The organism is Bacillus sp. 22483 (assembly GCF_052044605.1).
Lineage (GTDB): Bacteria > Bacillota > Bacilli > Bacillales > Bacillaceae > Bacillus > Bacillus altitudinis.
Window position 1 is genome coordinate 79,970 of sequence record NZ_JBQENU010000004.1, and the last position, 15,929, is coordinate 95,898.

The following is a 15,929-nucleotide window of genomic DNA, read 5'->3' on the forward strand; positions in this document are numbered from 1 at the left end:
AGCGTTCCATGAAAAGCAGACATCTCTTTATGATTGCCTTAGGTGGGGTCATCGGAACAGGCCTTTTCCTTGGATCAGGACTCATTATTCATCAGGCAGGCCCAGGGGGAGCCATTCTTTCGTTTATCATTGGCGGGTTGCTCATGTATTTGGTCATGCTCTGTCTTGGTGAATTAGCAGTGGCGATGCCGACAGCTGGTTCCTTTCAGGAGTATGCAACCAAATATATAGGTCCGTCCACAGGCTTTATGATCGGCTGGCTTTATTGGTTTAGCTGGGCATGTACAATTGGACTGGAGTTTACGTCAGCAGGCATTTTGCTCCAAAGGTGGTTCCCAGATATCCCTGTTTGGCTTTGGTGTCTTGCCTTTAGTGTCATCTTATTTTCCATCAATGCCATCTCGGCACGCAGCTTCGCTGAAACAGAGTTTTGGTTTTCAGCCATCAAGGTTGCTGCGATCTTATTGTTTATTATCATTGGAATTGGCGCAATTTTCGGAATGATTCACTTGAAAGGTGGGGAACCAGCCCCTCTATTTCGTCATTTGACGGATCATGGTGGACTTTTTCCTAATGGTCTTTTTGCGATTTTATTAACCATGGTCACAGTCAATTTCTCCTTTCAAGGAACAGAGCTTGTAGGGATTGCAGCAGGTGAGAGTGAAAGTCCAGAAAAAACACTCCCGCGCTCTATTCGAAATATTATTTGGCGGACGATGGTCTTTTTTGTTTTATCGATTGCGGTTCTTGCAGCACTTCTTCCATGGCAGACCGCCGGCGCAGTGGATAGTCCGTTTGTTGTGGTGTTGGACAAGGTCGGCATACCATACGCTGCAGATATCATGAATTTTATTATCATTACAGCCGTTTTATCTGTAGCGAACTCTGGATTATATGCATCATCACGTATGCTTTGGGCGCTTTCAAAAGACGGGAAAGGACCTGTTTTCACGAAAAAATTATCCAAGCGAAAAATCCCGATCAATGCCTTATTGGTGACAATGGGTGTATCTGCTCTATCACTGCTCACGAGTGTTGTAGCACCAAAAACGGTATATGTCTGGCTCATCTCCATTTCGGGTATGGTGCTTGTCGTGGTTTGGATGTCGATTTGTTTATCCCAATACTTCTTTAGGAGGCAATTCATAAAAGAGGGCGGAGATGTAAAGGATCTTGTCTTCCGAACTCCTTTTTATCCATTTGTGCCATTAGCAGGCTTTATCGCATTTGGCATTGTTCTTATCAGTTTATTCTTTATTGAGGATCAGCGGATTGGTCTTTATTGCGGAGTTCCATTTATGGCCGCCTGCTACATCATTTACTACCTCAAGATTAAACCGAAGGAAGATGCGAAACGATTTAATGAAGAGAAAGAAACGATACCGAAAACATAAGCAGGCGGCTTTTGACCGCCTGCACCTTTTCAAAGACAAATGCATTCAATATAGAAGAAAATAAATAGTTTTAAAAAAATAAAATGGCGGAAAGCTAGATGACAAGCAGGTTATCGGTCAAAATGTGTCTATTTTTTGTCTGAATGTGTTTGTAAGAGTTGAAAATGCAAGATTATCCTGTTAAAATAATTAAAGAAAGCAGGGATTGATTTTTTTTGGCTGTGGCGGGACGTTTTTTGTCACAGTGGGACGTTTTTAGTCCAACGTGAAAAGAAAGGGTCGTTAGCCATGAATCGTTTATTGGAAGCTCAAAAAAAATTATTACCAGATCTTCTCACAGTTATGCAAAAGCGCTACGACATTTTGCAGTACATCAGATTAGCTGAACCAATTGGTCGCAGAAGTCTTGCGACAAGTCTTGGTCTGAGTGAACGTATCTTAAGAGCTGAGGTTCAGTTCTTAAAGGAACAAAATCTGCTGGATGTCAAAACGAGCGGTATGATGCTGACGACTGAAGGTCATGCTTTGCTTGAAATGCTTGAAGGAATGATGAAGGACGTTTTAGGTTTAACCTTTTTGGAAAATACATTAAAGAGGAAATTAGGCCTGGAAGAAGTCATCATCGTTTCTGGTGACAGCGATGAATCCCCGTGGGTGAAGCAAGAAATGGGAAGAGCTGCTGTTCAATGTATGAAAAAAAGGTTTACTGGAAATAATATCGTCGCCGTCACTGGCGGAACGACGATGGAAGCTGTTGCCGAAATGATGACCCCTGATGCCAAAAACAGAGACATGATGTTTGTCCCTGCGAGAGGCGGTCTTGGGGAGAATGTAAAAAATCAGGCAAACACCATTTGTGCCCACATGGCTGAAAAAGCTTCCGGTACTTACAAACTGCTGTTTGTTCCAGGACAGCTGTCAGAAGGTGCTTACTCTTCCATTATTGAAGAGCCGTCTGTCAAAGAAGTGCTTCAAACGATTAAATCATCCACGATGCTCATTCATGGAATCGGTGAAGCAAAAACAATGGCGATGAGACGAAACACACCCGCTGAAGATTTAAAAAAGATTGATGAGCATGACGCAGTGACAGAGGCTTTTGGCTATTACTTTAATCGTGATGGCGAGGTCGTCCACAAAGTGCACTCCGTCGGCATGCAGCTAGATGATTTAGAAAGCATTCCACACATCATTGCTGTTGCTGGTGGATCATCAAAGGCTGGGGCCATTGAAGCTTATTTCAAAAAACCCCGCCGAACGGTTCTCGTCACAGACGAAGGAGCCGCAAAAGAGTTATTAAGGGAGTCAATCGATCCCTCAATATAAAACATTGTGACCTATAAAAGGAGGAAACATCATGGCAGTAAAAGTCGGTATTAACGGATTTGGACGTATTGGACGTAACGTATTTCGTGCAGCATTAAACAATCCTGAAGTTGAGGTAGTAGCGGTTAACGATCTAACAGACGCTAACATGCTTGCACACCTTTTACAATATGACTCTGTTCACGGAAAACTAGATGCAGAGGTTTCTGTAGACGGTACGAACTTAGTAGTGAACGGTAAAACAATCGAAGTATCAGCTGAGCGTGACCCTGCGAAATTAAGCTGGGGTAAACAAGGCGTAGAAATCGTTGTTGAATCTACTGGATTCTTCACAAAACGTGCAGACGCTGCTAAACACTTAGAAGCTGGCGCTAAAAAAGTCATCATCTCTGCTCCTGCTAACGAAGAAGATATCACAATCGTTATGGGTGTAAACGAAGACAAATACGATGCAGCTAGCCACGATGTCATCTCTAATGCATCTTGTACAACAAACTGCTTAGCTCCATTTGCAAAAGTACTTAACGATAAATTTGGTATCAAACGCGGTATGATGACAACTGTTCACTCATACACAAATGACCAACAAATTCTTGATCTTCCGCACAAAGACTACCGTCGTGCTCGTGCAGCTGCGGAAAACATCATCCCAACTTCTACAGGTGCTGCGAAAGCTGTTTCACTTGTATTGCCTGAACTTAAAGGTAAATTAAACGGTGGCGCTATGCGTGTTCCAACACCTAACGTTTCTTTAGTTGATCTTGTTGCTGAATTAAATCAAGATGTGACAGCTGAAGACGTAAATGCAGCACTTAAAGAAGCAGCTGAAGGAGAACTTAAAGGAATCCTTGGCTACAGCGAAGAGCCATTAGTATCTGGTGACTACAATGGTAATGCAAACTCTTCAACAATCGATGCTCTTTCTACAATGGTAATGGAAGGCAGCATGGTGAAAGTCATTTCTTGGTACGATAACGAGAGTGGATATTCTCACCGCGTTGTTGACCTTGCAGCTTACATTGCAAAACAAGGTCTTTAATTTCTCACACTGAAGGAACTCACTTGGTTCTTTCCTAGAGACACGATATAATGAAGACGGACAAGGGAAGGGGAAGCATCCCTTTCCCTTTTTCTCTGTATTTATCCGTTCTGCACGATTTCTCGTTTTGATGAGGGCAAAATGGGAAAAGGATAAAGAGAGACTTGTCCAATGCGTAAGGAAACCAGAATAAAGGAGGATCTCCTGACGAGCATGAATAAGAAATCAGTAAAAGACATTGACGTAAAAGGTAAAGTTGTGTTCTGCCGCGTAGATTTTAACGTTCCAATGAAGGACGGAAAAGTGACGGATGATACTCGTATTCGCGCAGCATTACCAACGATTGAGTATTTAACAGGACAAGGCGCAAAGGTACTACTAGCTAGTCATTTGGGTCGTCCGAAAGGTCAAGTTACTGAAGAACTGCGTCTGACACCTGTAGCAAAACGTCTGCAAGAGCTTCTTGGACAAGAAGTGAAAAAAGCAGATGAAGCTTACGGCGACAACGTGAAAAAGCAAATCTCTGACTTAAAAGAAGGAGATGTGCTAGTGCTTGAAAACGTTCGTTTCTATCCTGGTGAAGAAAAGAACGATCCTGAATTATCAAAAGCGTTTGCTGATTTAGCCGATGTGTATGTCAATGATGCGTTCGGTGCTGCACACCGTGCACATGCATCCACAGCTGGTATTGCAGCGTATCTTCCGGCTGTTTCAGGCTTCCTCATGCAAAAAGAGCTTGAGGTTCTAGGGAAAGCCATTTCAAACCCTGATCGCCCATTTACAGCGATTATCGGTGGCGCAAAAGTAAAGGATAAAATCGGTGTAATTGAAAGTCTTCTTGATAAAGTGGACAACCTGATCATCGGCGGCGGACTTGCTTATACATTTGTCAAAGCACTTGGCCACGAAGTAGGAAAATCTCTATTAGAAGAAGACAAAGTAGATTTAGCGAAATCCTTTATGGACCGTGCAAAAGAAAAAGGCGTGAACTTCCTGATTCCAACAGATGTTCTGGTAGCCGACGACTTTTCAAATGATGCGAATACAAGCATTGTGCCAATCTCTGAAATTCCAAGTGATCTAGAAGCACTTGATATTGGTACAGAGACAAGAGAGAAGTATGCTGATGTCATTAAAAACAGCAAACTTGTTGTCTGGAACGGACCAATGGGTGTATTTGAAATCGATGCATTCGCTAAAGGAACAAAAGCAATCGCAGAAGCACTGGCAGAAGCGAAAGATACATATTCTGTCATTGGCGGTGGAGATTCAGCAGCAGCTGTTGAGAAATTTGGTCTTGCCGATCAGATGAGCCATATTTCTACAGGCGGCGGCGCTTCACTTGAATTTATGGAAGGCAAAGAACTTCCAGGTGTGACTGCATTAAACGATAAATAAGACCAAAACTGCTATAAGGAAGTGTCAATCATGAGAAAACCAATTATAGCTGGGAACTGGAAGATGAACAAAACACTTGGTGAAGCTGTAAGCTTCGTTGAAGAAGTCAAGTCATCTATTCCATCTCCTGACAAAGTGGAATCTATTGTCTGTGCACCAGCCCTTTTCCTTGAAAAGCTGAACAGTCTTTCTAACGGAACAGACCTTAAAATTGGTGCGCAAAACATGCACTTTGAAGAAAACGGTGCATTCACTGGCGAAATCAGCCCTGCTGCGCTTAAAGATCTTGGCATCGGCTACTCAGTGATCGGTCATTCAGAGCGCCGCGAATTCTTCGCTGAAACAGATGAAACAGTGAACAAAAAAGCACATGCTGCATTCAAGCATGGCATCGTTCCAATCATCTGTGTAGGTGAAACGCTTGAAGAACGTGAAGCAGGCAAAACAAACGAACTTGTCGCTGATCAAGTGAAGAAAGCACTAGCTGGTTTAACGAAGCAGCAAGTCGCTGAATCTGTCATTGCCTATGAGCCAATCTGGGCGATCGGTACAGGTAAATCTTCTACAGCGAAAGATGCAAACGATGTTTGTGCGCACATTCGCCAAACGGTTGCAAGCGAATTTGGTCAAGAAGCGGCAGACAGCCTTCGCATTCAGTATGGCGGAAGCGTGAAACCTGCGAATATTAAAGAATATATGGCAGAATCCGATATTGACGGTGCTTTGGTAGGCGGCGCAAGCTTAGAACCTCAGTCTTTCGTTCAATTATTGGAGGAAGGTCAATATGAGTAAGAAACCAGCTGCATTAATCATCTTAGATGGATTCGGTTTAAGAGGCGAAACAGTCGGTAACGCTGTTGCCCAAGCAAAGAAACCGAACTTCGACCGCTACTGGAACGAATTCCCGCATCAAACCTTAACGGCTTCAGGTGAGGCAGTGGGCCTCCCAGAAGGTCAAATGGGGAACTCTGAAGTTGGGCATTTGAACATCGGTGCAGGACGCATCGTGTACCAAAGCTTAACAAGAGTGAATGTGGCCATTCGTGATGGGGAATTTGAGAAAAACGAAACGTTCCTAGATGCAATGACTTATGCAAAAGAAAATGACAAGGCCCTTCATCTATTCGGTCTCTTGTCAGACGGCGGTGTGCATAGCCACATCCAGCATCTTTTTGCCTTGCTGAAACTAGCGAAAAAAGAAGGCTTAACAAAAGTATACATTCACGGCTTCTTAGACGGACGTGATGTTGGTCAGAAGACAGCGAAAGTGTACTTAAAACAGCTTGAAGAACAAATCAAAGAAATCGGTGTCGGAGAAGTGGCAACACTTTCTGGACGCTATTACTCAATGGACCGTGACAAGCGCTGGGATCGTGTGGAGAAAGCATATCGCGCGATGGCGTATGGTGAAGGCCCAAGTTATCAAAACATCTATGATGTCGTTGATGACTCCTATGAAAATGGAATCTACGATGAGTTTGTTATTCCATCTGTCATTACGAGAGAAAATGGTGAGCCGGTTGCAAAAGTAAACGACGGCGACTCTGTGATTTTCTATAACTTCCGTCCAGACCGTGCGATTCAAATTTCAAACACATTCACAAATGAAGATTTCCGCTCGTTTGACCGCGGGGAAGCACATCCGAAGGATTTACACTTCGTCTGCTTTACACACTTCAGTGAAACGGTAGATGGCTATGTGGCTTTCAAACCAGTGAATTTGGATAACACAGTAGGAGAAGTACTTTCTCAAAATGGATTGAAGCAGCTGCGGATTGCTGAAACAGAGAAATATCCTCACGTGACGTTCTTTATGAGTGGTGGACGTGAAGAAGAATTTCCTGGAGAAGACCGCATCTTAATCAATTCACCAGATGTCGCAACCTATGACCTCAAGCCAGAAATGAGCGCTTATGAGGTAAAGGATGCGCTTGTTGCAGACATCAATGCGGATAAGCATGATGCGATCATTCTGAACTTTGCTAACCCAGATATGGTGGGGCATTCAGGTATGCTTGAGCCAACAATCAAAGCCATTGAAGCAGTAGATGAGTGCTTAGGAGCTGTAGTCGACGCAATCCTTGCAAAAGGCGGACACGCCATCATCACGGCAGACCACGGTAACGCAGACGTGCTCATTACCGAAGAAGGAAAGCCGCATACTGCACATACAACGAATCCTGTGCCAGTCATCGTAACGAAAAAAGGTGCGACGCTTAGAGAAGGCGGCATTTTAGCTGATCTATCTCCAACGCTTTTAGACTTACTTGGACTTGAAAAACCAAAAGAGATGACAGGAACATCATTGATTCAAAAATAACAAATTGATTCAAAAGGAGAGAAATAACGATGCCATACATTGTTGACGTATATGCACGCGAAGTATTAGACTCTCGCGGTAACCCAACAGTTGAAGTAGAAGTTTACACAGAATCTGGCGGCTTTGGCCGTGCACTAGTACCAAGTGGTGCTTCTACTGGTGAATATGAAGCAGTAGAACTACGTGACGGAGACAAAGACCGTTACCTTGGAAAAGGTGTTTTGACAGCTGTAAACAACGTAAACGAAATCATTGCACCAGAGCTTTTAGGCTTTGATGTAACAGAACAAGTAGCGATCGACAAAATGTTAATCGAACTTGACGGAACAGAAAACAAAGGGAAATTAGGTGCAAACGCAATCCTTGGCGTATCTATCGCTGTAGCACGTGCGGCTGCTGATTTCTTACAAATTCCACTTTATCAATACCTTGGTGGATTCAACTCCAAAACGCTTCCAGTACCGATGATGAACATCGTCAACGGTGGAGAGCATGCGGATAACAACGTAGACATTCAAGAATTCATGATTATGCCTGTAGGTGCTCCAAACTTCCGTGAAGCACTTCGCATGGGCGCACAAATCTTCCATAGCCTGAAATCTGTATTAAGCGCAAAAGGCTTAAACACAGCTGTAGGTGACGAAGGTGGATTCGCTCCAAACCTTGGTTCTAACGAAGAAGCACTTCAAACAATCGTAGAAGCGATTGAAAAAGCTGGTTTCAAACCAGGTGAAGAAGTGAAACTTGCGATGGATGCTGCATCTTCTGAGTTCTATAACAAAGAAGACGGTAAATATCATTTATCAGGTGAAGGTGTTGTGAAAACATCTGCTGAAATGGTTGACTGGTATGAAGATATGGTATCGAAATACCCAATCATCTCAATCGAAGACGGTCTTGATGAAAACGACTGGGAAGGTCACAAACTATTAACTGAGCGTCTTGGCAGCAAGGTTCAGCTAGTAGGAGACGACTTGTTCGTAACAAATACGAAGAAGCTTTCTGAAGGAATCAAAAACGGCGTTGGTAACTCAATCCTCATCAAAGTAAACCAAATCGGTACATTAACTGAAACATTTGATGCAATCGAAATGGCGAAACGTGCAGGCTATACAGCTGTTATCTCTCACCGTTCTGGTGAAACAGAAGACAGCACAATTGCAGACATCGCTGTTGCAACTAACGCTGGACAAATCAAAACAGGTGCTCCGTCTCGTACGGACCGTGTGGCGAAATACAACCAATTACTTCGCATCGAAGATCAATTGGCTGAAACAGCTCAATACCACGGCATTGCTACATTCTACAACTTGAATAAGTAATGTAAAGTAACGCGCTGCGTGCGCTCTTTTGAAAAGAGCGTATCGCAGCGCTTTTTTTATGTTGAAAAAAAGACGCAAAGCTGGCTCAAGCGAATAGGCTCTGCTTCCTTTGTCATATCCTATTTTTGTAAAAAATCATCCTTCAGTCAGAGGAAAAACGATGAACTTGACGATTTATAAGCAATAAATCATGAAAACTCTACTAAAAATATGATCTGAATTGAACTTATGCTATTTGCATGGGGGTGGTATCATTTTACATATATTAGGGGGTGATGAGATGCTGAATCCTTTTAGCCTTCGTTTTCCAGTAGGCGTGTACATGTATGTCCTTCACCTACTGGCGGCATATGATGAAAGGAAGCAACGAATTCTAACTTCTAAGAACGTACAGAAAAATGCATTTTGGATTTATGTCCTTGCCGCTATCTTAGGCATTGTGACAGCTGCCGCTTTGATTTGGGCATGCAAAACATTTGGAAAAGGCTCGAAATTTTTAGGAGAGTTCAAGTTTTTAGGCCTGTATATTAAAATCAAATGCGGCTTCTAACAAATGGTGAGAACAGATGCGGGGTCATCTGTTCTATCTAAAATAAATGGAGGGACATGATGCTGACATTACACTTAACAGAAAAAACGTATAGCCGCACCTTTTCTCTCCGCGATATTCAGTTAAATGTAGAGAAAGGACGTATGCTTCTGCTTTTGGGGCATAATGGTGCAGGAAAAACCACGATGATTCAGTCTATGTTTGGACTGACACCATTTAAGGGGGTTGTCTCTTTAGATGGTAAACAGCTGAATTTTCAATCCTCAGCACATATCTCCTTTTTGAAAGAACATGTTTCCTATATTCCTGATGATCATGCTTTGTTTGATTATTTAACGCCGAGAGAATATTTCCATTTACTCCAGCTTCCAGATAAATTAAATGGACCTCGAGAAGAGACATTCATCGATCTTTTTGAGCTGAGACCTTATATGGATCAGCCAATTGCCCAGCTGTCTCATGGCAATCAAAAGAAAACCCAAATCATTTCACAGCTCCTTAGGCCTTGTGATTATTATGTATTCGACGAGCCAACAAATGGACTTGATCCAGATATGATGATCATCTTAAAAAAGGTGCTCATGAAGCTGAGAGATCAAGGGGCAGGCATCCTCATTTCAACCCATCATTTGAGCTTTGGTGAGACATTGTATGATCACCTCATGATCTTAAGAAACGGTGATATCAAGCTGGATATGTCACGTCAAGAAACAAACAAAACATTTCCTCATCAAGCACTTGAGGATATTTATAAAGAAGTGAATCAAGATTACTATATGCAGGTGGAGAGGTTGCTCAATGACTTGGACACGACACGTTCTTCATAAAATAGAATGGGGCATGCTCACAACGAAAATCAAGCAGCTCGGCAAAAAATATCCTTTGCAGCTTCTCGCCGCAGCCGTTTTTATGTTGCTGATCTACGCCATATACGTTGTCATGAGCCTGCGTTTTTTTATGCAAGTAGGGGAGAACGAACCAGTTGCTTTATACCTTCAATTTGTGAAAATGACCCTGCTGCTTTTGGGAGCAGGTATTGTCTTTTCCCGTCATAAAATGAAGCGTCAAGAGTATCAGTTCTTCTTTTTGAATAGTGCGATGCAAAGTGTCTCATTTGTCCTTTGTGTGTATTTCTTTCCAGTGCTGTTTTGTTTCATCATGCTTGGTCTGCTTTTTTTACCCATCCTATTAGGACTGATCATTAGCGGCGTTACACTATCTTTGTATTGGATCATTGTGGTAGGGATCACTTGCTGTGGATTGGCGCTCTGTACGCTTGCTTCTTGGATGCTGATACGCATTGGTGTGAGCCATTTTATATCAAAAACAAAAGAGCATTTACTGCTACAAACGCTCGGATTTGTGACGCTTGGTGCTTTCGTGTTTCTCCTTTTTCAAAAAGCGGTTGAGATGATTCACGTATGGCCGTCTATCTATCTTGTATTTCTGATGATCTTTCTATGTGCAGGGTGGTTTTGGCTGAAGGGCTTGGCGGCTTGTTATGTCAATCGGATGTTTTTGCAGCTAAAGGTAGAGGTGAAGTCGTTTTCTTACCAAAAAATCAGATCGGATTCTTCATTTTTCACACATCTGCGGCAGGAGCTTGTTTATTTTAGCCGATCAGCTGTGTTTAAAGAACAAGGTATTTTGTTCCTGTTTCTTGTCTGTTTCACGATAGGTCTCCCATTGATCTTTACTCCGGCAGAGACTGGCTGGCTGTATGCTTTTATTGTGCAGTTTGCCTTAAAGGAGATCCTTATTATGCTTCCTCTGATGATTGGCAGGGAATATCATCTCCATCAGCGAGCCATTTTTATGTTAAATACATCAAAGGGTGCCTATTTATTATCAAGAATTTTATTTTATTACACAATGAATATATTGATTTATTTTGTCTATATCGGGCTTGCTTATTTCATGATAGGGGTCGAAAGTGAAGGGCACGGTTTGGCGAGTTTGTCCATTTTATTGATCACTGTCATGGCGGCATGTGTCGGGTTTGTCGTGAAGATTAGTGAATTTAATAAACTGTTTGTGATCGTGATGATGATTGCTGTGTTCAGTATGTTGGATATGCTTTTAGTCCAGTGGCTTTCAGCAAATATCCAGCGGCTCTCAACTGCCTATATGGCTTGTTCAGCCGCATTCTTCATCTTCATATATGCTGCCATGCTAAAGAGGCCGATTGTGCGATGATGACGCTTTTATTTTGCTTAATAGCAGTTGTGCTCATTCATGAACTCGGTCATATCCTGATGGTGATGGTGTGCAACAAAATTCAAAAAAGACCCATCTTTGATTATGTGGTGATGATCGATTGGAAGCACGTGTCGATTGTCCATGAGAAATTTTCACGGCCGGGTTTTAATGTGATGGTGGCACTTGCAGGTCCTGTGTTTCCAGTGATCTGCTCGGGTGTGCTTTTCTTCATGTGGAGGCATCCATTGACGCATCCATTGCTGCTTTTTTCTTTATTAAATACAGTGATGCTGCATCCAGCTTGCCCAGACGGGAAAAATATCATCACCAGTTTAAAAGAGATGAAAGGAGAGAACTAAATGGTTAAAGTATTTCATTCGTTTTCTAGCGGCTTAACGCTTGCGATGCTTTATGTGTTTGCTGTGTTTATGACGCCAGTATTTTTAATGCTGCTAGAGGTTCATCATGTTGAATCAAGTCCAACTCTCTTTGGTATGCCATTTTATATCATGAAAATTGAACAGTATCAATTCAGCTCAGAGGCAACGCTCTTTGGGTGCGTGGTCTGTTTTTTAGCGGGTGCCGCTCTCTACTTCTTGATTCAATATGTGATTCATGCAGTGAAAAAGAGCAGAACATAAAAAAAAGCAGGCTGAATGAAGTCAGTCTGCTTGAAGAACGAGTGACAACCGCACCATATCCATACACTGAATACCGTTCTCATAAATCGGTTCATCATAGTGCTTCAGAAAGAAATCGTGATCGATAGACGCCATACGAAAACCGCATTTTTGATAAAGGGCGAGCTGCTGAATACTAGAGTTGCCTGTGCCAATTTCAATTGTATGAAAGCCAGCTGCCTTGGCTTCTGAAATAGCATGGCGGATCAGCTGCTTCCCAATTCCTCTACCTTGCCATGACTCCTTCACGGCGACATTCATGATTTCCACTGTCTGCTGAGACAGAGGCGTCAGAACATACACACCAATCATGTCCTGTTTATGAAAAGCAACATAACAAGAACCAGATTGTACATAGGCAAGGACTTTTTCAGTTGAAGGGTCAGCTAATAGTAAAAGATCCATAGGAACAGATTGATCATGAGACAATGTCCGAATCTGTATCAAATCATTTCATCCTCTCTATTCTTTGATATACCCTTGTTTAACACCCCAATCATATTGATCCTGCACCCATTGAGAAGGAGGATGATGGGTGACATTTGGGTCTTTTTTGACAGTTGCTTTCCTAGTCGTTTGTGCTGCCTGCTTATTCGCTTGAGCCGTTGCTTTCGCTGCTGCCAGTTCTTTTTGAAGCTGGTCTATTTTCAATTCAAGCGCTTTACGTTGTTTGATTTCTTTTTGATGCGCCTTCTTTTCTTTCTTCAGCTTGTTTGTGACGGTGGACAATTCCTTTTTTTGACCATCCATTTCATCTTTCATATCCGTTCCTTCTGACTTTAATTGTGTCAGCTGCTCATCATTCTTTCTCATTTCTTGCTGGTGTTTATTCTCTGATGCGGTGAGCGACTGCTGCTGCCACACAATCCAGCCAGTTGCACCTAGGATGATCACAGACAAGACAATGATCGTGATGTTTTTTTTCATGTTCTATTCCCCTTTCGTTAAACCTCTATTATCATCGGTTAAAACAAACCAGGTTTTAACAGAACAAGGGAATATTCGCATCAGATTAGCAGACACTATGAAAAAAGGAGGGTGTCTGTTGATTTCCTTTATGATTCATGTCATTGTGTCACTATTTGCTGTCTCAAACCCCATTGGAAACGTGCCTCTTTTCATCACTTTAACAGAAGGCTACTCAGAAAAAGAACGCGCCCAGACGGCCAAAAAAGCGATTGTTGTGTCTTTTATGATTTTGATTGCCTTTCTTTTGGCAGGCAGGCTCATTTTCAAATTGTTTGGCATTGATATCCATGCACTCCGTATCGCCGGAGGTATTTTTATTTTTGGTATCGCTTACAATTTACTGAATGCAAAAGAATCACATGTTCAAAACCCTCATTCGGATGAAAAGGCAGAGAGCAAAGAGAAGGCCGATGTTTCGGTGACCCCGCTCGCCATTCCGATCATTGCCGGACCTGGTACAATTGCGACTGTCATGAGCTTAACGCCAGGAAGCCACCAAGTAACGCTTCATCTGCTTGCGATTCTTATTGGCATTGTGGTTGTACTTGCCATGACCTATTATGCATTTCATTATTCAAGTTTCATTATGCGAAAAATGGGGAAAACAGAGATGAATGTCGTGACACGATTAATGGGATTGATTCTAGCTGTTGTGGCAGTTGAGATGATTGGCGCAGGGATCAAAGGGATGTTCCCAATGCTGATGTCATAAGTGTATATAAAAAAGCTGTTTTTTTCTACAAAATTGTAAAATAAAACAGCTTTTTTAAGGTTTTGGCACATGTTGAAATACTTCTTCACTTTCAAAGAACTCAATTAAACGGCTAATCCAGTCATAATAATCGAGACTTTCCTTGATTTCTGAAAGAAGAAGATTGATTTTATCTACTGTTTCTTCTGGCAGGTCATCTTGTTCAAGCAGCTCCAGCAATTCTTTGCATGTCTTCTTATGTGCCTTGCGATTTTTGCTGACAACACGTGACCAATTGGCTGCAAACAATGAAATAAAGGTTTGATATTGATCTTGCTCAACGTCATATAAATCTTTGCGTATTCCTTTTTCATAAACCTTTTCAGCAATATTCAGATCAAGCATTTCTCGAACGACTTGACTCATTCTTGTTTTGCTCATGCCGGTCGCCTCTGAGAGCTCACCGAGTGTCATTGGTTTACGGTTCATATGAATGATACCAAGCACTCTACCCACTGTGGCAGAAAGACCAAAGGCATTCATGTTCTCGGCAGCTTTTTCAATATAATGATCCTGTGCTTTTTGAATGGCGCCTAACGCTTGCTTGTCCATTCCCCGCTTCATCCCTTCACGACTGACAATTTGTAACACAATATATCATATACCTGTTTGTTGATGAAAACAATAAATATTGAGTATTTGCTCGTAAGTTGGAGGAAAAAGGAGGGATCGCTACATATCAGGCCGTTAACTGAAAATTTTAAATAAATCTTATGCAATACAAACACATTGTAAACTTTTTATTTTATAAAGTTTGCACTATAATAAATAAGGTGTAAATTTTCTGAAAATATATATCCGACTAATTGGAGGTGTCTCATTTGCTGAAACTAGAGAATGTATCTAAGACGTATAAAGGCGGAAAAAAAGCTGTCAAAAATATTGATTTAGAAATAGCAAAAGGAGAATTTATTTGTTTTATTGGACCGAGTGGCTGTGGTAAAACGACAACCATGAAGATGATTAACCGACTGATTGAACCTTCCTCAGGAAACATATTGATCGAGGGAGAAAACATTATGAAAAAAGATCCAGTCCAATTAAGAAGAGAAATTGGTTATGTGATTCAGCAAATTGGACTTTTCCCTCATATGACCATCGAACAAAACATTTCCCTTGTGCCGAAGCTGCTGAAGTGGCCGGAAGAAAAACGAAAAGAACGAGCGCGTGAATTGCTCAAACTCGTCGACATGGGGCCGGAATACTTAGAGCGTTACCCGCATGAACTCAGTGGAGGACAGCAGCAGCGTATCGGCGTTCTTCGCGCACTCGCAGCAGAACCCCCTTTAATCCTGATGGATGAACCATTTGGAGCACTTGACCCGATCACAAGAGATTCATTGCAGGAAGAATTTAAGAAACTGCAAAAAACGTTAAATAAAACAATCGTATTCGTCACACATGACATGGATGAAGCGATTAAACTTGCAGACCGCATTGTCATTTTAAAAGATGGAGAGATTGTCCAAGTGGGCACACCAGATGACATTTTACGTAACCCTGTGAACGAATTCGTAGAAGAATTCATCGGGAAAGAACGTCTACTTCAGTCAAACCCGAATATGGAACGTGTGGAACAAATGATGAACACGTCTCCAGTCACAATTACCGTCGAAAAAACATTGACAGATGCCATCTTTATTATGAGAGAAAAGCGGGTTGATTCCCTGCTTGTCGTTGATGAAAATCATGTGCTGAAAGGCTATATCGATATTGAAACCATCGATGCAAACCGCAGAAAAGCAGCCTTCGTTGGCGATATTTTAAATACAGAATTTTATACAGTACAAGAAGGTGCGCTTCTTAGAGATACTGTCCGAAAGATCTTAATACGCGGCATTAAATATGTACCGGTTGTCGATGCAAAAGGGCACTTAAAAGGTATCGTCACACGTGCAAGTCTTGTAGATGTCGTATATGACTCTATTTGGGGAGAAGATACCCCGGAGGCTGTCACTGAAATGAACTAAGGGAGGTGTAC

The 15,929-nt window shown here is 42.1% G+C and carries 17 protein-coding genes; 14 read left to right on the forward strand and 3 right to left on the reverse strand.

What is annotated here, in order from left to right:
• Nucleotides 1-8 precede the first annotated feature (8 nt).
• From ACTJJQ_RS07600 to ACTJJQ_RS07655, 12 genes are all read left to right on the forward strand, one after another.
• Entirely contained in the window at nucleotides 9-1,394 is a 1,386-nt protein-coding gene (locus ACTJJQ_RS07600; protein WP_052463368.1) for an amino acid permease, read from the forward strand.
• Between the two features lie 288 nt (nucleotides 1,395-1,682).
• A complete protein-coding gene (locus tag ACTJJQ_RS07605; protein ID WP_008347711.1) occupies nucleotides 1,683-2,720 on the forward strand; it encodes a sugar-binding transcriptional regulator in 1,038 nt (345 codons plus the stop codon).
• Between the two features lie 31 nt (nucleotides 2,721-2,751).
• Entirely contained in the window at nucleotides 2,752-3,759 is a 1,008-nt protein-coding gene (gap, locus tag ACTJJQ_RS07610; RefSeq protein WP_007500174.1) for a type I glyceraldehyde-3-phosphate dehydrogenase, read from the forward strand.
• 213 nt (nucleotides 3,760-3,972) lie between these two features.
• Nucleotides 3,973-5,157: a phosphoglycerate kinase gene (locus tag ACTJJQ_RS07615; protein ID WP_017359212.1), complete on the forward strand. Its 1,185-nt coding sequence runs from the start codon at nucleotides 3,973-3,975 to the stop codon at nucleotides 5,155-5,157.
• A 30-nt stretch (nucleotides 5,158-5,187) separates the two neighbouring features.
• Nucleotides 5,188-5,949 (forward strand): triose-phosphate isomerase, encoded by a 762-nt coding sequence (gene tpiA, locus ACTJJQ_RS07620; protein WP_017359213.1) that lies wholly within the window; start codon nucleotides 5,188-5,190, stop codon nucleotides 5,947-5,949.
• Nucleotides 5,942-7,477, forward strand: coding sequence for a 2,3-bisphosphoglycerate-independent phosphoglycerate mutase (gene gpmI / locus ACTJJQ_RS07625; RefSeq protein ID WP_017359214.1), 1,536 nt, complete (start codon nucleotides 5,942-5,944; stop codon nucleotides 7,475-7,477). Before tpiA ends, gpmI begins: the two co-directional genes overlap by 8 nt.
• A gap of 29 nt (nucleotides 7,478-7,506) precedes the next feature.
• Entirely contained in the window at nucleotides 7,507-8,799 is a 1,293-nt protein-coding gene (eno, locus tag ACTJJQ_RS07630; RefSeq protein WP_003212752.1) for a phosphopyruvate hydratase, read from the forward strand.
• A 280-nt stretch (nucleotides 8,800-9,079) separates the two neighbouring features.
• Complete coding sequence (locus tag ACTJJQ_RS07635) at nucleotides 9,080-9,349, forward strand: hypothetical protein (RefSeq protein WP_008347702.1); 270 nt, start codon at nucleotides 9,080-9,082, stop codon at nucleotides 9,347-9,349.
• A 59-nt stretch (nucleotides 9,350-9,408) separates the two neighbouring features.
• Nucleotides 9,409-10,176 (forward strand): ATP-binding cassette domain-containing protein, encoded by a 768-nt coding sequence (locus ACTJJQ_RS07640; protein ID WP_242731079.1) that lies wholly within the window; start codon nucleotides 9,409-9,411, stop codon nucleotides 10,174-10,176.
• Nucleotides 10,148-11,545, forward strand: a complete 1,398-nt coding sequence (locus ACTJJQ_RS07645) for a hypothetical protein (RefSeq protein WP_242731077.1) — start codon at nucleotides 10,148-10,150, stop codon at nucleotides 11,543-11,545. The genes ACTJJQ_RS07640 and ACTJJQ_RS07645 overlap by 29 nt, the downstream gene beginning before the upstream one ends.
• Nucleotides 11,542-11,907, forward strand: a complete 366-nt coding sequence (locus ACTJJQ_RS07650; RefSeq protein ID WP_017368070.1) for a hypothetical protein — start codon at nucleotides 11,542-11,544, stop codon at nucleotides 11,905-11,907. The genes ACTJJQ_RS07645 and ACTJJQ_RS07650 overlap by 4 nt, the downstream gene beginning before the upstream one ends.
• The gene (locus ACTJJQ_RS07655; protein WP_008347692.1) at nucleotides 11,908-12,189 is read left to right on the forward strand and encodes a hypothetical protein; all 282 of its coding nucleotides are present in this window, start codon (nucleotides 11,908-11,910) and stop codon (nucleotides 12,187-12,189) included.
• A 21-nt stretch (nucleotides 12,190-12,210) separates the two neighbouring features.
• Here the strand turns inward: ACTJJQ_RS07655 and ACTJJQ_RS07660 are convergent, their stop codons facing one another.
• Together ACTJJQ_RS07660 and ACTJJQ_RS07665 are read right to left on the reverse strand one after the other, a co-directional pair.
• Nucleotides 12,211-12,675, reverse strand: coding sequence for a GNAT family N-acetyltransferase (locus ACTJJQ_RS07660; protein ID WP_008347690.1), 465 nt, complete (start codon nucleotides 12,673-12,675; stop codon nucleotides 12,211-12,213).
• A 15-nt stretch (nucleotides 12,676-12,690) separates the two neighbouring features.
• Nucleotides 12,691-13,155, reverse strand: a complete 465-nt coding sequence (locus ACTJJQ_RS07665; RefSeq protein WP_025207987.1) for a hypothetical protein — start codon at nucleotides 13,153-13,155, stop codon at nucleotides 12,691-12,693.
• A 118-nt stretch (nucleotides 13,156-13,273) separates the two neighbouring features.
• On the opposite strand from ACTJJQ_RS07665, the gene ACTJJQ_RS07670 reads away from it, so the two are divergent.
• Nucleotides 13,274-13,909, forward strand: a complete 636-nt coding sequence (locus ACTJJQ_RS07670; protein WP_035389414.1) for a MarC family protein — start codon at nucleotides 13,274-13,276, stop codon at nucleotides 13,907-13,909.
• Between the two features lie 54 nt (nucleotides 13,910-13,963).
• Here ACTJJQ_RS07670 and ACTJJQ_RS07675 read toward each other — a convergent pair whose 3' ends face one another.
• On the reverse strand, nucleotides 13,964-14,500 hold the full coding sequence (locus ACTJJQ_RS07675; RefSeq protein WP_017359221.1) for a GbsR/MarR family transcriptional regulator: 537 nt from the start codon (nucleotides 14,498-14,500) through the stop codon (nucleotides 13,964-13,966).
• 269 nt (nucleotides 14,501-14,769) lie between these two features.
• Here ACTJJQ_RS07675 and ACTJJQ_RS07680 point away from each other — a divergent pair, with 269 nt between their 5' ends.
• Entirely contained in the window at nucleotides 14,770-15,918 is a 1,149-nt protein-coding gene (locus ACTJJQ_RS07680; RefSeq protein WP_113746972.1) for a betaine/proline/choline family ABC transporter ATP-binding protein, read from the forward strand.
• Nucleotides 15,919-15,929 lie beyond the last annotated feature (11 nt).

Coding starts and splice junctions, on each gene's coding strand:
- ACTJJQ_RS07675 (WP_017359221.1), bottom strand. CDS start 14,500: ATGGACAAGCAAGCGTTAGGCGCCATTCAAAAAGCACAGGATCATTAT.
- ACTJJQ_RS07600 (WP_052463368.1), top strand. CDS start 9: ATGAAAAGCAGACATCTCTTTATGATTGCCTTAGGTGGGGTCATCGGA.
- eno (WP_003212752.1), top strand. CDS start 7,507: ATGCCATACATTGTTGACGTATATGCACGCGAAGTATTAGACTCTCGC.
- ACTJJQ_RS07650 (WP_017368070.1), top strand. CDS start 11,542: ATGATGACGCTTTTATTTTGCTTAATAGCAGTTGTGCTCATTCATGAA.
- tpiA (WP_017359213.1), top strand. CDS start 5,188: ATGAGAAAACCAATTATAGCTGGGAACTGGAAGATGAACAAAACACTT.
- ACTJJQ_RS07605 (WP_008347711.1), top strand. CDS start 1,683: ATGAATCGTTTATTGGAAGCTCAAAAAAAATTATTACCAGATCTTCTC.
- ACTJJQ_RS07665 (WP_025207987.1), bottom strand. CDS start 13,155: ATGAAAAAAAACATCACGATCATTGTCTTGTCTGTGATCATCCTAGGT.
- gpmI (WP_017359214.1), top strand. CDS start 5,942: ATGAGTAAGAAACCAGCTGCATTAATCATCTTAGATGGATTCGGTTTA.
- ACTJJQ_RS07655 (WP_008347692.1), top strand. CDS start 11,908: ATGGTTAAAGTATTTCATTCGTTTTCTAGCGGCTTAACGCTTGCGATG.
- gap (WP_007500174.1), top strand. CDS start 2,752: ATGGCAGTAAAAGTCGGTATTAACGGATTTGGACGTATTGGACGTAAC.
- ACTJJQ_RS07645 (WP_242731077.1), top strand. CDS start 10,148: ATGACTTGGACACGACACGTTCTTCATAAAATAGAATGGGGCATGCTC.
- ACTJJQ_RS07615 (WP_017359212.1), top strand. CDS start 3,973: ATGAATAAGAAATCAGTAAAAGACATTGACGTAAAAGGTAAAGTTGTG.
- ACTJJQ_RS07635 (WP_008347702.1), top strand. CDS start 9,080: ATGCTGAATCCTTTTAGCCTTCGTTTTCCAGTAGGCGTGTACATGTAT.
- ACTJJQ_RS07640 (WP_242731079.1), top strand. CDS start 9,409: ATGCTGACATTACACTTAACAGAAAAAACGTATAGCCGCACCTTTTCT.